The following is a 16,120-nucleotide window of genomic DNA, read 5'->3' as shown; positions in this document are numbered from 1 at the left end:
CTGACTTTATTCGACGACGGTAGTATTTACCTCCAGCCCGCCGGTCAGCGTCAGTTTGAGCGCCGCGCCCCGGGGCAGCTCGCCGACACCCGCCGGCGTACCGGTCAAGATCACATCCCCCGGCACCAGGGTAAAGTGGCGGCTCATTTCCGCCACCAGCGTCGGGATCGCAAACAGCATATCCGCGCCTTCGCCGTACTGGCGCTGCTCGCCGTTGATATCGAGCGTAAATGACAGCGCGTTCCAGTTGGGCACACGGCTAAGCGGCAAAAACGCCGAGAGCGGGCACGCCCCGTCAAAGGCCTTGGCGGTTTCCCAGGGGTGGCCCTTCTCTTTGAGCTGGGTTTGCACGTCGCGAAGGGTTAGATCCATCGCCAGGCCAATGCCGACAATCGCGCGCTCGGCCTGTTCGTGGGTCGCGTGGGTCAGCGTTTCGCCGATCAACAGCGCAAGCTCGGCCTCGAAATGCACATCACCGCGGGAGAAGGGAGGATCCAACGGTTTGGTAATATCGACCACGCTGGTCGCCGGCTTGATAAACAGCAACGGCTCGCTCGGAACCGGATTCTGCAGCTCTTTGGCGTGGTCGGCGTAATTGCGACCAACGCACACGACCTTACCCAGCGCGTGGGGAAATTCCTGGCCATCGGTAAACTGTGGAACAAAACGCATGGCGGGTACTCTCCTTCTCATTATACGTGCCGCATACACAACGACAGGCGCATTAGTCTACCCCACCCGACTACCCGTACGACAACCCTGCCCCGCTTTTTTGAAGAGCACGCGCCTGGTCACGCTTCATGCTACATACACATGCCCATAAATCAGCCGCTCGTCAAAGCCCGTGGCCTCGATCAAACGCTCGGGTTCGAGCAGTTTTATGACGGTACGATTTTTTCGAATCAGCTTTTTCTGCTCCAGCGTGGTCATACAGCGGCTAACGTGCACGCTGGTCATCCCTAAAAGCTCACCAATGACCTCTTGAGTAACAGGAAGCGTAAAAAAGTCTGTATCGCTGGCCTGCTTGAACCGGTAGCGGGCATATACTTCGAGCAGGTAGTGGGCGACTCGCTCTTCTGCCTTGTGGTGAGTGCAGCTTCTTAACCGTGCAATGGCGATATTGTCATTGACCATGACATAAGAAATAATCGCCTTTCTTATGTCATCGTGTATTTCAAACAGTGCGTGGACTTCTTCAGCGGACACACGCTCCAGCTCGCAGTTTTGTAGCGCCACTATGGCGATATCGTTATTGTCGAAAAAACTTTCACGCAGACCTACGATATCGCCAGGCATATAAACGTTACATATATCCTGCCCGTGGTTTTTAACTGATTGACAAATACTGATCCACCCCTTTTTAACGATAAAGAGCTTGGGCTTCCCTTCTTGTAGAAAAAACAGTTTTTGATGGCGCTTTAGTTCGACTTTTTTGACAGCAATTCGAGTCAACAACTCACTGGACTTCTCGCTAATAACACCATAAAGACTTAGCGCTTTCGCAAGCGAGGTGTTTTTCTCATGCTTTAAAATAGTGTTTGGCGACGAAGTATAATTACTATCTTCCATCAAGTTCTGTCCATCAGCGCCATACCTGCTACGCATTCTCAATACTCCATTACCGCTATACAAAAGTTATGCTTTTAAAAGAAAAAATACAGGACGCGTACACATATATAGCGGAAAAGCCCAATGGACGGAAAATATAGCAACACTCACAACCAGGCCCACCCTGACAAATAGCATATATTTAACAAATGTTAATAAAATACACCTACTTCTCAGCCTGTATATTTAAAGTCCTTGCACCTCTCAATCAAGGTTGAATGATTAAACAAAAAGGCTTTTTGTGTCAAAGAATAAAGCACGCAAAAGTCATAACTTATGTTATTGAAGAGAAAGACTTTATTAAAACCCAAATAACTCGCCTCAATCTTAAATACATTATAAAAAGTTATTAAAACCAAATATCTCGATAATGAACTATAAAAAAACCCCGGCGGCAAGCCGGGGTGATCGTTTTAAATGACACTATCGTTATAGGCCAGTTACAAGGTTAGGTTTTAGAGCGTAGCCCATCGCTGTCCGAACGCTCTAAAAATTCACGCGTAGTATCTTCCAGGTGTTTATTCAGCCACTGCGCCATAGCGACTTCCTCTTCGAGGATCTCATGACAAATTTGCGATATTTCCGCTTCTCCTGCCATATCCGCCGCTGCGATGAGCGACTTATAGCAGGCAATCTCGAAATGCTCGAAAGCGTAAGACGCAATACCGCCTTTGATCACTTCGTCCTCCGCCATCATTCCGCCAATGGCTTGACCGAACGCCGTCATCTGCGCGCCAATATCCTTGATGGTAGATGTGTTGGCATCCAAAAGCCCAATACAATGCTCGAGTTTTCGGGCCTGACCTTGCGTTTCATCTATATGTTGCTCGATACGCTTTTGAAGTTCAGGGTAGCTTTCAAGCCGCCGCGCCTGAGCACTTAACATTTGCTCGGCCTGTTTCTCCATCGCGTGGGCATCCCGAAGCCAATCCAAAAGATGTCTGTTTTCCATGGTGCTTACTCCTCGATTAAAAAGCGTTATACGTATTAATGACTACGTATGTCTTAACAACATTCCAGTAAAAAAACGATTCCCGCTAAATCGTCACCTACTTCGTTATAAACAAAGCCCTCTTCCATACCCATTGAGCGCTTATCCATCTCAATTGAGAGCCTCTTTATCGAAATGCGTCGCTCAGAGAAGCCGAAAAGCATTTTCAACTAATTATTTTTAGAAAAACTATTCTTAGAAAAACCACCACTAAAAAATCAGGGTCGACTTAAAATTGAGAGTAGCTGGACGACAGGATAGTTCAATAAATATTATCAAGGACTCTCAACGCTCAGCGATAAAATAACTTACGTTAAGATTCCCCTTTATTTTAGAATATTCAAAAATGACTAAATAACGATTGATAAAAAAAATGGAGATACTATCTTTTAAATTGCTTCTCATCCGCAATGGAGTATTCAGATGAACAGTCAACGCAGCGATCAAAAACGTGGTGACGTTAAAGAAGCCGAACGGCTAATGGAGAGGGACGTGCCCAATAGCGAGGAGGCGCCGCAAGAAGGCTCGCACACTCAAAAGCCAAAGCCTTATCGGCCTGACGAAAACGTAGATGGCCAAAAGAGCCATTCGACGTCGCCGGCACACAACACCTCCATGAAGAATGCGCCTTTTTCCGGTGCTCAGGTCGTCAAGGAGAAGAAGGCACACAAGGAAAATATCGATCAGGAGAGTGACAAGGCAGATCCCAAAAGCAGTGAATAGTCACTCGTCATTCGTCCCTTCCTGAGTCAACGGACTGTGTCTCGATAAAAAACCGCCCGAACCAGGCGTGAAGCCTGATTCGGGCGGCGCTATTTTGGCCCAGGCGTTTCTTTTAAATGAAAGCCTAGTCAGTCAAGGCATTCAACCTTGTTCCGGTGACCAGTTGCCGTCAGGGCCATGGGCCAAAAAGCCAGGGCGCTGCTTGGGGGCCGCGAAGGGCTCGCCGCAACGGTTATCCGGGCGGTTGAAAACAAAGAACACGTTGCTGCGCGGGTCCGGCGACAGGTTCGCGTTGGAAGCATGAAGCGTATTGCAATCGAACAACAATAAGCCCCCTGCCTTGCCTTTGGGCGCCTCGATACCGTATTTGGCTACAAGCTCGGTCAGCGCCTCGGCGCTGGGAACGCCCACTTCCTGTGCTTTCAATGAGCTCTTGTGGTTATCCTCCGGGGTTTCACCCAAACACGGCACGAACTCATTGTGCGAACCGGGGATCAGCATCAGCGGGCCATTGAACTCATGATTATCGGTCAGGATGAGCGAAGCACTTACCGCATGCATGTTCGGCATGCCGTCTTCCGCGTGCCAGGTTTCGAAATCCGAGTGCCAATCAAAGCCTTTACCGGCAAAGCCTGGTTTGTAATTAATACGCGACTGATGCACGTAGGGGTCGTCACCGATGATCTGGCGGGCGGCCCCGGCCACGCGCTCGTCATTGGCAAGCTGGCCCAGCCGATCAGAGAGCTTATGCACCGCAAAGAGCGAGCGGATCTCGTTACTTTCCGGCTCGGTGATACTGAATTCCCGGTTGCGGAATTCGTCGGTGTTCATGAGCTCGGTGATGTCATCGCAAAGCTCGTCGAGCTCGTCGCCGCTAATCAGGTTGGGGATAAACAAAAACCCATTACGCTCGAACTCATCGAGCTGCGCTTTGGATAGCGGCCCGCTTAGCTCACCGCCTTTCACCACCGCATCGCGGCGCGGCTGGCTGAGGGAGGCGGGCTTTTTGGGCAAGCGCGTAGGATATAAATCCTGCTCTTTCACATTTTGCGAAGAGGCCATATCGCCCATCTCGCTATACTGTTTATGAGCGGTCACAACATTAAGAGGTGTGTTGGTGACTGTCATCTAATCCACTCCTTGTATGATTAAATTTCAGGTCCAGAAGCGTTCTTTAAACGCCACTAACTGTGTAATAACAAAAGTAGCCAATATAATCAGGCTTGCAAGCCTTGAAACACTAATGGCTAACGCACGTTATAATGACAGCCTCAACTTCCTCATTTTCCCCAGCTTATTGATTTTTATATCTTTTAAAACAAATTTTACTATAAAAAACAATTGCTTATATTGTCAAAATAAAAATATAATATACTTATTCTGCTAAACAATCACCTCATGCTACTAACCTACCAAGAGAAGAACACGTAAAGTAAAACTCATTATTTGATATAAGTTAAAAGAATAAATAAGCAAAACATATTCCTGGAAACGCACCTTTTATGTCAGAACGACCAGGAACCTCTCTGGTTGGCGTCAAAAACAAAAAAATCAGCCAACATATTTAAATAATATTGATCTATGTCATGGATGTTTTTAACGGTTTTCTTTCCTCATCAAGAGTGCAGACCTAAAGCCGATACGTTTGAAAGGACTGTCTGCATCTTCCTTTGCCGTCCTCTTGTCACCCCCGATAAGTCACATCGTACCGTCAGCAGATCGATCGGCTGGCCATGGCGGGTGAACAGTCGACGTCCTACTACACGAACATCAACGCCTTGTTGATCGATATTGTCAGCACGTTGACCTTTAGCATCGAACGCGGGGAAATCGTCCGGCAGCTCAACGCCTATTATAGCCTTCTGAACATCAAGGAGTTGGCCGGAATCGAGCGCGCGCTGCTCACCACTGCGTTTAGTGTCGACCGTATGCTGCCCGCCACGTACGCCAACCTGCTTTCGCTGACCAGCCGCTCCCAGGCGTACGTGAGTACGTTCAACCAATTCTCGACGCCCCGTCTTCAAAGCGAAATCGGCGAGATACTGGCAAGCCCGCTGTCCCAAACCCTGAACGCCATGCGGGATATCGCAATAGCCCAAGGGAGCGCTGGCAATTTCAATGTGGACCACCAGCAATGGTTCGAGCAACAAACCCGCCTGATCGACCAGCTGGCGGGCATTGGGGCCAGCGCCGCGAACCAACTGCTCGAGACGGCCCGAAACCTTCACGACGATGCGCTGAGCGAGCTTATGTCGTACCTGATTTTAACCCTGGCAGCCGCGGTACTCGCCATCGTGCTTTCCATACTGATCGTGCGCAGCATCGTAAGGTCATTGAACGTGGCGCTTCACAACATTCAAACCCGCGGCGGCGATCTTACCCAGCGTTTGATCGTTCCCGGCAGTGATGAGCTTTCAAGGCTTTATCTGGCTTTCAATGAATCGACGGCCAAAACAGAAGAGTTGGTGGCCGGTATCAAACAAGGCGCGCTGTCCGTCGAAGTGGCCAGCAAAGAGATCGCCAAGGGCAATGCGGATCTGGCGCAGCGCACCGAAGAGCAGTCCTCCTCGCTGGTGGAAACGGCAACCAGCATGGAGCAAATCACGGCAACCGTTAAGCAAAGCGCGAGCACCGCGCAGCAGGCAAGCCACTCCACCCAGGACATGGCCGAGCAAGCCAAAGCGGCCAACGATATCGCCGAACAGGCCCGCCTGGCCATGGAACAAATCCACCGGGCTAACCAGCAGGTTACCGCGATCATCGAAGCGATCGACGGCATCGCCTTCCAAACCAATATTTTGGCACTGAATGCCTCTGTCGAGGCGGCCCGCGCGGGTGAGCAGGGCCGCGGCTTCGCCGTGGTCGCGGCGGAAGTACGCAACCTGGCCAGCCGCAGTGCCGAAGAAGCCAAACGGATTCGCCAGCTCATCCACCACAACGTCGAAAGCATTGAGGAAGGCGAAAATCTGGTCACCTCGACCAGCGACACGCTCAAAACCATTGCCGAGCGCGCCCAGCACACCGCCGCGCTGGTCGCGGAAATCTCCGCCGCCACGGCGGAACAGTCCTCCGGCATCGAGCAGATCAATCAGGCATTGACCCAGCTGGACGACGTCACCCAGCAAAACGCGGCGCTGGTAGAGCAGGTCGCCACGGCGAGCGGCGCACTGGATGGCCAGGCAAGCGACATGGCCAGCATGGTCAGCCGCTTCAAGGTGGGTGGTGAACACCAGGGGTTTACATTGGCGCACTAAGGGTTTGCTTTATCGGCGCGCTTCAGCCCAATCTCATATCGCGCCATCCAGGAAAAGTAGCAACGAAAAAGGCAGCCACGGGCTGCCTTTTTCGTTGAGGGCCCGATACGTGCCCCTTTATAACGAACCGGTAAACGTTACCGGCACGATCAAAGTCCCTGGCTACATCCTGGCTTTACCGGCAATAACGGCCTTGAAACCCGCTTTAGTAATCGGCGCTTTCTGGGCATCCACCACGGTACCCCCCACCCGGGTCACCGCTTTGGCGATTTTGACCAGGTGCGCTAGCTGCAGCTTGCCGGGTTTCATCACCTCGCTATTCGCGCGTATCTGAACGCTTACCCCCTTTACTATATAGGGGCTATCGACATCGTCTGGCGCCGGTAACGGCGCGGGGGGCGCGGCGTTTTCAACCACGATGGGCGTGCGCGACGTCTCTCCCGAGACCGTATAGACCCTGGCGGCACTCTCGTACTCGGCCCCCAGCGAAGCCAGTACGTTGATCAGGCGCTGATTGGTGGCGGTCGATGGGTCTTCGAAAAGTACCTGCACTCCCCAGGCGGCGCCGCTATCATTCACCAGCACAGGGGCGTTCTTATCGGCTTCGCTTACCCCATTGCTGTCTTCTCCCGCCGCCTTGCCAGAAGAGGCCGCCCCGGTGGACTGGCCGCTGAGCAGCAAATACACCACGACCAGTGCGCAGGTAAAGCTAAGCCACATCGCCAGAATGGCAAAAACGAGGGTTAGGGTAACGGTGTCCATTGAGTACGCCCTTGGCTTATAAACTGAACCAACTGCTTATTATCATGGGTTAAGCCAGCGAAGCATATCAGAATAGCCTTATGAGCATATAATACCAATGAACTAGGGGCCTTCGCCGGCATGACAGGTTGGACTGCTATCCATGAGCAAGCACTGATGGAGCCCTCTCTCCCTTCGATATGGCACTACAAGCTTCTTAAAAGCCCATCCGTTTAATACCTATAATGCTCGAAGAGGCCAGGAAAAATGGGCCAGGTTCTGCAAACCATCACACGTCTGGTACAAAACCTGGATGTAGGGTTAGCATGCACGAAGCAGCACTTCGCGAGACTAAACACTTAAATGGTACACATAGGCCTAATCACTACGCCTTTTCTACCGCTTACCTCTAACCCCTCATGGTAAAATATACCAATATAGAGCTGCCTTAGTCTGGCCAACATTGACGTACCAGGCGCGCAAAATCACATGACAATATTAGTCATCTCCTTGCCAACGCAGGGTCAAAATATAGGGCTATTGTACATTTTCATAACGCACTACTTAGGCGTTGTTTTCTTGACTAAAATAGGCACCCAAAACCTCACTGGAAACTTTTCAATATTACAATACCAGCAAGAATCGCTAATGCTATAAAAAATCATTAGGGAATTTTTACAATTAGTCAGAACTGGTAAAACAAAGAACATTGAGCTACTGAGAAACTATTAGAATTAATTAGATATAGCATTTACTTAAAAAAGCGCACATGGCTTTTAAGCAATGCCATGAAAATCTATTCCGTTCAGTGAAAGGCCTACAATGATACCAGTGACTAAACCCTATTTACCTAGCCGCGAGAAGCTTGATCGATATATAGACGGTATCTACGAGCGCGCTTGGCTTACCAATAATGGGAAGTTAGTGCAAGAACTTACCAAGCGTTTAGAAAAATACCTTGGGGTAGAAAATCTACTTTTGGTAGCCAATGGTACTCTAGCACTACAAATTGCTTATCGAGCATTGGGTATTACTGGCCGTCATGAGTCTACTGAAGCGATCACCACGCCGTTTACCTTTGTAGCTACTGCTAGCTCACTCAAGTGGGAGGGTGTCGCTCCCGTATTTGCCGATATTGATCCGGATAGCTGGTGCTTGAATCCAGCGAATATCGAAGACAAGATCACTACCAACACACGCGCTATCGTTCCGGTGCATGTATTTGGTAACGCCTGCAACGTAGAAGCTATTGATGCTATCGCAAACAAATATGACCTTAAAGTCATTTACGATGCCTCCCACGCTTTTGGAGTAAAATATCTTGGCGAAAGCTTGCTCAAGCATGGGGATGCCGCCACTCTAAGCTTTCATGCGACTAAGCTTTTTCACACAGGCGAAGGTGGTGCGATCATCTTTAAGCGAAAAGAAGATTTAGACCGCGCTCAGAAGATGATCAACTTTGGCATTACAGGTCCAGGGACGATAGAAGAACTTGGTATCAATGCCAAAATTAATGAGCTTCAGGCAGCCATGGGGCTATGCGTATTGGATGAAATGCAGGAAAACCTGAAATCGCGTGAAGAAGTATGGAAAAGGTACGAGAAAGCATTGAGTAATTCATTACAGTTTCAAGCCAAGCCTGAAGCACTAAGCTATAATTACTCCTATTTTCCAGTAGCATTTAAAGACGAAGAGCAAACTACACGAGTAGAAACTACTCTCAAGAAAAATGGAATACTCGCAAGGCGGTACTTTTATCCGTCGCTAGAATCTGTGGAATACTTAGAAGCTCAATCAGATCAACCGGTATCTAAAAACATTGCCAGCCGAATTCTTTGCTTACCGATATTTGCGCAGTTGAAAAACCATACACAAGATAAAATTATCGAGATTATCTCTCATGAGCTTAGGCACTCACAAAAGTAACGTACAAAATTCTGTAAGAGAAATTACTATAGGTATATGTTCCATAGGCAGTGGCGTAGGCCAATCGGTCATAGACTCATGCCGACTATCTCGCCTTCCATTAAGAACAATTGGGTTGGGAAACAATCCTTTAGCCTATGGACTTTATGAGTGCAATGATTATGCATACTTACCAAGCTATTACGACCCAGGGTATATTGATTATCTTTTAGAAATATGCTCAATAAAATCTATTAACATCCTCATTCCAGGTCATGACAATGAAGCATTAGTCCTTGCAGAAAATATTGACAAGTTCAATGATAGCGGAATAGAAATTATTGTTTCAAACGCGGATCTCATTAGAGCTTGCCGTGCAAAAGAGACCATGGCGGACTCTTTTCCTGCCGTGGCCGATCTGTTCGTAAAAAGTTTTACGCTTAGGGAAGCACGTAGTCTAGCGGCCAGCAATGAGCTTATATTCCCTTTGTTTGCCAAGCCTAGAGATGGTTATGCTTCTAATGGGATAGCTATCGTCAACACTCCCAGTGATCTCGACAAGATTGATGAGATCTTAATACTTCAGGAAGTGGCTATTCCACATTCTGGTGACCCATTTCACATCGACTATGTCGAAAGTTTGCGAAACGGTAAAAACTTACAAGCAGCTGAAATATCTGTCCAGCTATTAGCTGACAAAGAAGGTCAAATCAGGGCGCAGTGCACTACCTACAACAAGCTCAATAATGGCGTACCCATTGAGGTTCTTCCGTACGAAAATGACAAAGTGAATAATGCTGTATTACAACTGGCACCTTTTCTTCGGGAAAAGGGATTGAAAGGCCCAATCAATATACAAGGCAGACTCACCGACAACGGCTTCAAAATTTTTGAAATCAACCCACGGTTTACTGGAATTACAGGCCTCCGAGCTGCCATGGGGTTTAATGAGGTTGATAACTGTATACGGCATTGGAGCCTGGGTATTCCCTTACAAGCACTTTGCTTAAACCCGCGTGTTTTCGGAATACGACAAACAGCAAATAAGGCTATACACTTATCGCGCAACAAAAAAGTAGAGCAGTTAAACCAGAAAATTCATAGCAATAGCGAGCATAATAAAAGCAAACCTATAGTGTTAGTTACCGGCAGCACAGGAACCATTGGACGAAATCTTATAGAGACCTTATTGCAACAAGGCGAATTTGAGGTTTGGACACTGGATCGATCAAAAGAAACAGCAAGAAACATTCACCCCACTGTCAATAGTGTATTTGATTGGCACGACTTTGAATCAGGAATATTAAATTTTGGTGCAATAGATAAGATTGTTCATCTGGCATCAGCGCGGCCATTTCACGAAGCAAAAGATATTACTGATAGCCTAACTAAAGGAATGCAGCTCTTTTCAGAATATGCCGCACATGCCTCCGGTGAGATTATATATGCCTCATCACAAAGCGTTTATGGCAACCAACCCGGTGCACCTTGGACAGAAGACCTGACGCCACAACCCACAACGCTTTATGCCCAATTCAAATTTGCCCTTGAGCAGCATCTTATTGGGCTTAAAAAAGTCCACCCTGGTATCTCTTATGTTATTTTAAGGATTGGGGCGGTGACTGGGGACGATCCGACGATACGTCAGCATGAAGCGATAGCACGTTTAACCCAAAGAGCTATACAGGAACAGTTAGTTGAGATATATGGTGGCAGACAAATCCTTGGACGAATTCACTACCGTGATGTAACAAGTGGAATTCTTCAGGTGATTAATCATCATTCTTATGACAATCATTCTATTTATAATCTCAGCATGGAAAAGTCTCACACTTTACTTGAAATAGCAACTAAGATCATAGAAGTCACTGAGTCATCAAGCCCAGAAACCCCTATTACTTTTATCAAGCACGAAGGTGAAAAAGACAACATTAATAGTCATGCAGTAGATCCGTCTTGCTTTATGAATAAGTATAAATGGAAACCCAAATACTCAATAACAGACATAATAAAAGACTTATCAAAAATTAATTAATATACTTTTAATCGCCAACTAATCAAAAAAATCGCCACCAACCATTTTAAGGATGATAGATGAGCTATAAAAGACGTCAGCTATGGCTAAGATTTATGCAAAATTTTTTTGGATCAAAATGGTTTAGCTTTCCTCTGCTATTCAAGGCTAGAACAATGCTTTATAGGGGAGCATTCAATATAGGTGAATCTCCTATTATTGAAAACGATGTCTGGATCTATTGCACGCATGGACATCAAGGAAGTATCTCAATGGGCAAAAGAGTTTTATTAGCAAGGCATGTACAAATAGATTATACAGGAGATATTGAAATTGAAGATGACGTTTGGTTTTCAGAAGGCGCTTCTATTCATTCCCATGAACATGCAGTTACTAAAAACAGACTATCTCGTGGAACTGGCACTCTAAAAACCACTAAAGTAGTCTTCAAAAAAGGTTGCTGGGTTGGAAGCCGTGCTATTATTTTGCCGCAAGTTAAAGAGATAGGTGAGGGAGCGATTGTTGCTGCAGGGGCCGTTGTCACCAAAAGCGTTCCTCCTTTCTCAATTGTCGCTGGTAACCCTGCAAAAATAATCAAGATGATTGATGACGAAGCGTGAGCTTAATAGAAACGTAACATCCTGGGCCTAATGTGAAAATTTTATTTATTAGGTATGGTCAATATATAAAGCCAAGCTAGCTAATTATTTCAGATTACTTTATCTGATAGCTCGAAGAAAGGGATATGCGACGGTAAAAATTGCCTTGTGTAATATCTGACTTATCAAGCAGAATATTGTTGTGATTTATTAATATAGTTATTTTGCCCCCTTGGGCTCATGGAATAACTACAGCGCTTTGGACCACCAGGTAGAAAGCAGAAGGACTAACGTCGCTACCCTCCCTGCTTTACCGACCAAAGTGCAGCAAAGCCTGGGGTAACTCCTGGATTTTAGAAGGCTTCAAAAGCAGAATTCAGGCCACGGCTGCCAGCTTGTGCCATCGGGCCATGCCCCCAAGCACTACGTTCGGTCGTTCGTAGTTATAGATCCATAGCCATCGCAGTGATTATTCCTGCACTTTCTCGATGGAGCTGAATAGGTAGTGAGCCGACCAGCCATAAGGTACGGTGGGTTTGTAACGTTCGGTATAAGCGTTCTGCTTTGGAGGGGATAAAAACCAATGCGACCCCGCGCTGGTTGGCTCAGATTCTTAAAGTGGTGCAGGTATACTGCGAGCTGTTATCACAGCGGGTCCGGGCAGGCATCTTCTTCGCCACTCGATGATCTTATTCAGGGCGCGTATTACCAAACGCATGCTGTAGCGGGCAATATTCGCCGCTTTGTGCGCTATTTCACAGCGGAGAAATGGCTTAACACCTTCCCCTCCAGAGCCTCTTTACGCAGCTCGAACTTGAGACGTTCTTCGGCATAAATTTTCTTCAGCCGCGGGTTTTTAGCTTCGAATTCTTCGATTCGTGTGATTATGGAAGTATTCTGGCCGCCGAAGTTGGCTCAACACTTATAAAACCAGGCATCGCTCACGGCAAGGCTCTGGCGCTGGAAAGCTGCTCTAAGCTTGCTTTAGAATAGCTATTATTTGGCTATCGAGACCGTGTTTTTTCATTCGGAAATTTTCCTTCAATTAGCTTACAGAAATACTACTTTTGAGCGCTTTAATCAAGAGGGAGGATCCACTTATCTAGCTACCTTTCAACTTTACCTGCCCCACTTTTTCGCGGGACAGGCTACTAAGCTTTACTGACTTAACTTTTTTATAAATCAACTATCTTTCAAAAACTTCTTCTCCAAGGAAGCATAATATGCGGCCAACTCTCTAAGCTTTAACCTTTTATAATACAAGGACATCCATTTAAAAGTATTGGCCTGCATTTTGTTTTTTTCTTTCAAACTCTTGCTCGACCACAAAGAATCCCCATGCATTCTATAAGCTGCAGGCTTTATATCAGCCATGTACTTACTTTTTCCGTACTTACCTAGCAAAGCAATTAAGAAGTTATCTCCGTTACCTGCATTTAATTTTTCTTTTGGGAAATGAGAAAACTCTTTTCTAAAAAACATGCTCAGCGTAAGAATAAAACAATTATTCTTAAGCATATCCTCTTTAGAATAATCACGTTTAAACTCATCTCGCAACTTCGATTTTGCCACCATACCGTTTTCATCGAAAACAAAGGCATCATGATGACACAAAACAACATCTGGGTTCTTTTCCATAAAATCGAACTGCTTTTGAAGTTTGTTAACATCAGTCCAGTAATCATCCCCCTCGCACATTGCTATATATCGCCCTTGCATTTTGGGGAAGCAGAAATCAGTGGCTTTAAGCCCTTGTTGAAATAAGTTCTTTTCTTGATAAATGGGCTTTATCAAATCAGGGTACTGATCTGCATATTTTTGTATTATTTTTTGTGTGCCATCTGTTGAAGCATCATCGTGAAGAACAATTTCAAATGGAAAACTTGTTTTTTGAGCAACTATTCCCTTGATAGCATCTTCGACAAAATTTCCGTGGTTATACGTAGGACAAAAAACACTTACTACTGGCGCCCCCTTAACATGCTCACTCTGGGCAATCACTGGACCAGCAGGAGGCGTAATAGTGGCCTTATTATTCGCCTTCAAACTTTTAGGTAAAACTGACTGAGCTTCTAAAAACTCCAGGGCTTTCTCTTTCGAGACTTCCGCCATCAATTCAAATGCCATATCGTGCGCTGCAAAACCGGCACTCAAAATAAAGGCAAGCTTATTTTTTCGATCATCAGTCAGCGCTGCCATGCGCTGGTGATTAGGTATAAAAAGAACATCTGCACTTTCTTGCTCACTGGCGCATGGAGAACGCTCATGTAGTTTCTCGGGCAAGTGGCTATGGTGGCGAATGTTATGAAAACGATAGAAGCGGAAGCCGTTGCGGCTCGCCCAGTGTTGAAGCTCGGCCAGGCTCGGCTGCTTTTCGTGTGTTAGCTGAAAGGGAATACGTGCCTGGATGAGCAATGTATGTTCGAGCGCTTCTTTACCATTCTCGAGCACCGCCATGGCATCGCTAAGTTCGTCGAGAATCAGCCAATCAAGGCTTTCCAGACCGGTAATGCTGTCCAGAGCAACCGAATTGATGGGCAATTCCGCCAAGAGCTGTGTCCCCAGGTGGTGACGCTCGGGAAGCTGTTCGGCGGGCATGGGCTTTAGCGTGCTGGTCATTTCCGGGGCAACGCAGGCATTGAGCGTGGCTGCGTTACCATCGCCCAATAAGGCATGCTGAAAAATCTGGATCGTATCGCTGCCTTCGTACTGCTTGGCGTTCTTTACTTCGCTGGCAGGATCAAAGGCCACGATGCCAAAAGCGCTCGTTGCGCCCATCTGATCGGCCAAGCCACTTTTGATCAAACTGGCGCGGTTATCGAGTACGATAATTTTACCCTTGAACTGCCAGGTAAAGTCTTCCGTGAGGTGTAGGCGAGGCGCCTTTGATACGCCCTCTTCGCCGCTACCCGCTTTGTTAGTAAACAACTGCTCTAGAGAACGATCAACTTTCAGCTCAGGCTTGTTGGCGACACTTGGCAAGCGCTGACGATGGCGTTTTTTCTGGCTAATTGAAAAGTCTTTATTGCCTGCGCGATCACGCGCCAGGGGGGTTAAGGCATCGAGCAGCCGTTCGGTCGCGCGATTTATATGGTGCCTCTCTTCTCCTACACTGAACGCCCGCGCTACGTAGTCCTGGTAAAGTGCTTCATCATCGAAAAAGGCCACGGCCGCGTCGAAAAGCGTCTGAAGCTCCTCCTCACTCAGCAGGTGCTGATAAGGCTCTTCGTAACATGGTGCTGGAAAATCAAAGGCAATACCTGCCTCACCCACCATTTCGGGCATGCCACCCCGGTTGGTAATAAGCGCCGGTATGCCATTGAGCATGGCCTCGGCCAGTACGCGCCCGGAGCTTTCCCACCAGAGGCTGGGGGCTGCCAGCACACGTGCACGGCTGTAAGGCCCACGCATATCGGTGGTATTGGCCGTCACGGTCACATTGCTTAACGTGCTGCGCTGCTGTCCCATTTGGCGGGTCGTTTCGCGCAGAACCGCCGACCAGTCGGCGCGTGCTTCAACTACCTCGAGCTCGATATCGGGTCGCTCTCGCTCCAGCTTTTCGGCTAGCTGAACGAACACACTAGCGCCTTTTTGCCAGCTGGGGTTCACGAATAGCAGGCGCTTACGTTCGTGCTCTTCGGCGATGAAGCGGTCCGCGGCAATGAACTTGCCTACCGGCTTGGCGGCAAACCCCACTTCCTTACGGTACATATCCGCCGTGGCCTGGCTGTCGGTCACGATCAGGTCGATATCACGGCACCAGCGTGGCGACTTGTAGTTGCCATTGGCCAGATAGAAAGCCACCGGGATACCACGGTCGCGCGCTTCGTCGGCAATGAGCATATCGACGGTTTGACCGCCGTAGAACCAGACGATATCCGGCTTGAAAGAATCGAGCAGGTAGAGATATTGGCTGTACCAAAGCCCTTCTTCATGAGTCGTAAAGTGATTTCGATTATGGCTATAGCTCACGAGCATTTGGTGCGTCAACGGACCATCTTCTGCTTCGATCAACTGGTGCAGGTGAGCATTTAGGTCGGGAAACTGCTCCTTGAGCTCTCCCATGCCCTTGGGGTTATCAAACACCGTTGCGCCTAGTATCTGCACTTCATAACCACTGGCCACCAGCTGCAGCAACATTTGCCGTACGGTCATACTGGCACCGCTGGACGTATCCAACAGGCAGAAAGGATTGGCCCAGAGAAGGCGAGGCTTGCGTTTTTCTGAAACAGGTGCAGTTTTTTGCTTGGCCATTAAACGACTCGCATAGCAGTAGTAATCATAT

Annotated in this window: 10 protein-coding genes and 2 pseudogenes; 6 read left to right on the top strand and 6 right to left on the bottom strand. The window is 47.7% G+C overall.

The features are described from left to right. Window positions 1–6 precede the first annotated feature (6 nt). From ACWHXT_RS02675 to ACWHXT_RS02665, 3 genes are all read right to left on the bottom strand, one after another. Window positions 7–672: a fumarylacetoacetate hydrolase family protein gene (locus ACWHXT_RS02675; protein WP_447927957.1), complete on the bottom strand. Its 666-nt coding sequence runs from the start codon at window positions 670–672 to the stop codon at window positions 7–9. A gap of 126 nt (window positions 673–798) precedes the next feature. Next, on the bottom strand, window positions 799–1,605 hold the full coding sequence (locus ACWHXT_RS02670; protein WP_447957148.1) for a Crp/Fnr family transcriptional regulator: 807 nt from the start codon (window positions 1,603–1,605) through the stop codon (window positions 799–801). 451 nt (window positions 1,606–2,056) lie between these two features. Beyond that, a complete protein-coding gene (locus tag ACWHXT_RS02665) occupies window positions 2,057–2,560 on the bottom strand; it encodes a ferritin-like domain-containing protein (protein WP_447957147.1) in 504 nt (167 codons plus the stop codon). Between the two features lie 462 nt (window positions 2,561–3,022). On the opposite strand from ACWHXT_RS02665, the gene ACWHXT_RS02660 reads away from it, so the two are divergent. Then, window positions 3,023–3,322, top strand: a complete 300-nt coding sequence (locus ACWHXT_RS02660) for a hypothetical protein (RefSeq protein WP_447957146.1) — start codon at window positions 3,023–3,025, stop codon at window positions 3,320–3,322. A gap of 141 nt (window positions 3,323–3,463) precedes the next feature. Here the strand turns inward: ACWHXT_RS02660 and thpD are convergent, their stop codons facing one another. Beyond that, window positions 3,464–4,450, bottom strand: a complete 987-nt coding sequence (gene thpD, locus ACWHXT_RS02655) for an ectoine hydroxylase (protein ID WP_447957145.1) — start codon at window positions 4,448–4,450, stop codon at window positions 3,464–3,466. 584 nt (window positions 4,451–5,034) lie between these two features. On the opposite strand from thpD, the pseudogene ACWHXT_RS02650 reads away from it, so the two are divergent. Together ACWHXT_RS02650 and ACWHXT_RS02645 are read left to right on the top strand one after the other, a co-directional pair. Then, window positions 5,035–5,751 (top strand): annotated as a pseudogene (locus tag ACWHXT_RS02650) (nitrate- and nitrite sensing domain-containing protein); the annotation flags it as partial. Window positions 5,752–5,913: 162 nt separating this feature from the next. Beyond that, window positions 5,914–6,576, top strand: a complete 663-nt coding sequence (locus ACWHXT_RS02645) for a methyl-accepting chemotaxis protein (protein WP_447958003.1) — start codon at window positions 5,914–5,916, stop codon at window positions 6,574–6,576. A gap of 162 nt (window positions 6,577–6,738) precedes the next feature. On the opposite strand, the gene ACWHXT_RS02640 is transcribed toward ACWHXT_RS02645, so the two are convergent. Further along, complete coding sequence (locus ACWHXT_RS02640) at window positions 6,739–7,338, bottom strand: hypothetical protein (protein WP_447957144.1); 600 nt, start codon at window positions 7,336–7,338, stop codon at window positions 6,739–6,741. Window positions 7,339–8,139: 801 nt separating this feature from the next. Here ACWHXT_RS02640 and ACWHXT_RS02635 point away from each other — a divergent pair. The 3 genes and pseudogenes from ACWHXT_RS02635 to ACWHXT_RS02625 form a co-directional block, all read left to right on the top strand. Next, complete coding sequence (locus tag ACWHXT_RS02635; RefSeq protein ID WP_447957143.1) at window positions 8,140–9,243, top strand: DegT/DnrJ/EryC1/StrS family aminotransferase; 1,104 nt, start codon at window positions 8,140–8,142, stop codon at window positions 9,241–9,243. Next, window positions 9,218–11,257 (top strand): NAD-dependent epimerase/dehydratase family protein, encoded by a 2,040-nt coding sequence (locus ACWHXT_RS02630; protein WP_447957142.1) that lies wholly within the window; start codon window positions 9,218–9,220, stop codon window positions 11,255–11,257. Before ACWHXT_RS02635 ends, ACWHXT_RS02630 begins: the two co-directional genes overlap by 26 nt. Before the next feature lie 461 nt (window positions 11,258–11,718). After that, window positions 11,719–11,856 (top strand): annotated as a pseudogene (locus ACWHXT_RS02625) (type B chloramphenicol O-acetyltransferase); the annotation flags it as partial. Window positions 11,857–13,017: 1,161 nt separating this feature from the next. Here the strand turns inward: ACWHXT_RS02625 and ACWHXT_RS02620 are convergent. After that, window positions 13,018–16,089, bottom strand: a complete 3,072-nt coding sequence (locus ACWHXT_RS02620; RefSeq protein ID WP_447957141.1) for a glycosyltransferase — start codon at window positions 16,087–16,089, stop codon at window positions 13,018–13,020. Window positions 16,090–16,120: the final 31 nt, after the last annotated feature.

Source organism: Vreelandella halophytica (assembly GCF_968193635.1).
The sequence above is the reverse complement of the archived record's forward strand: the minus strand, read 5'-3'. Positions and strand labels throughout refer to the sequence as shown.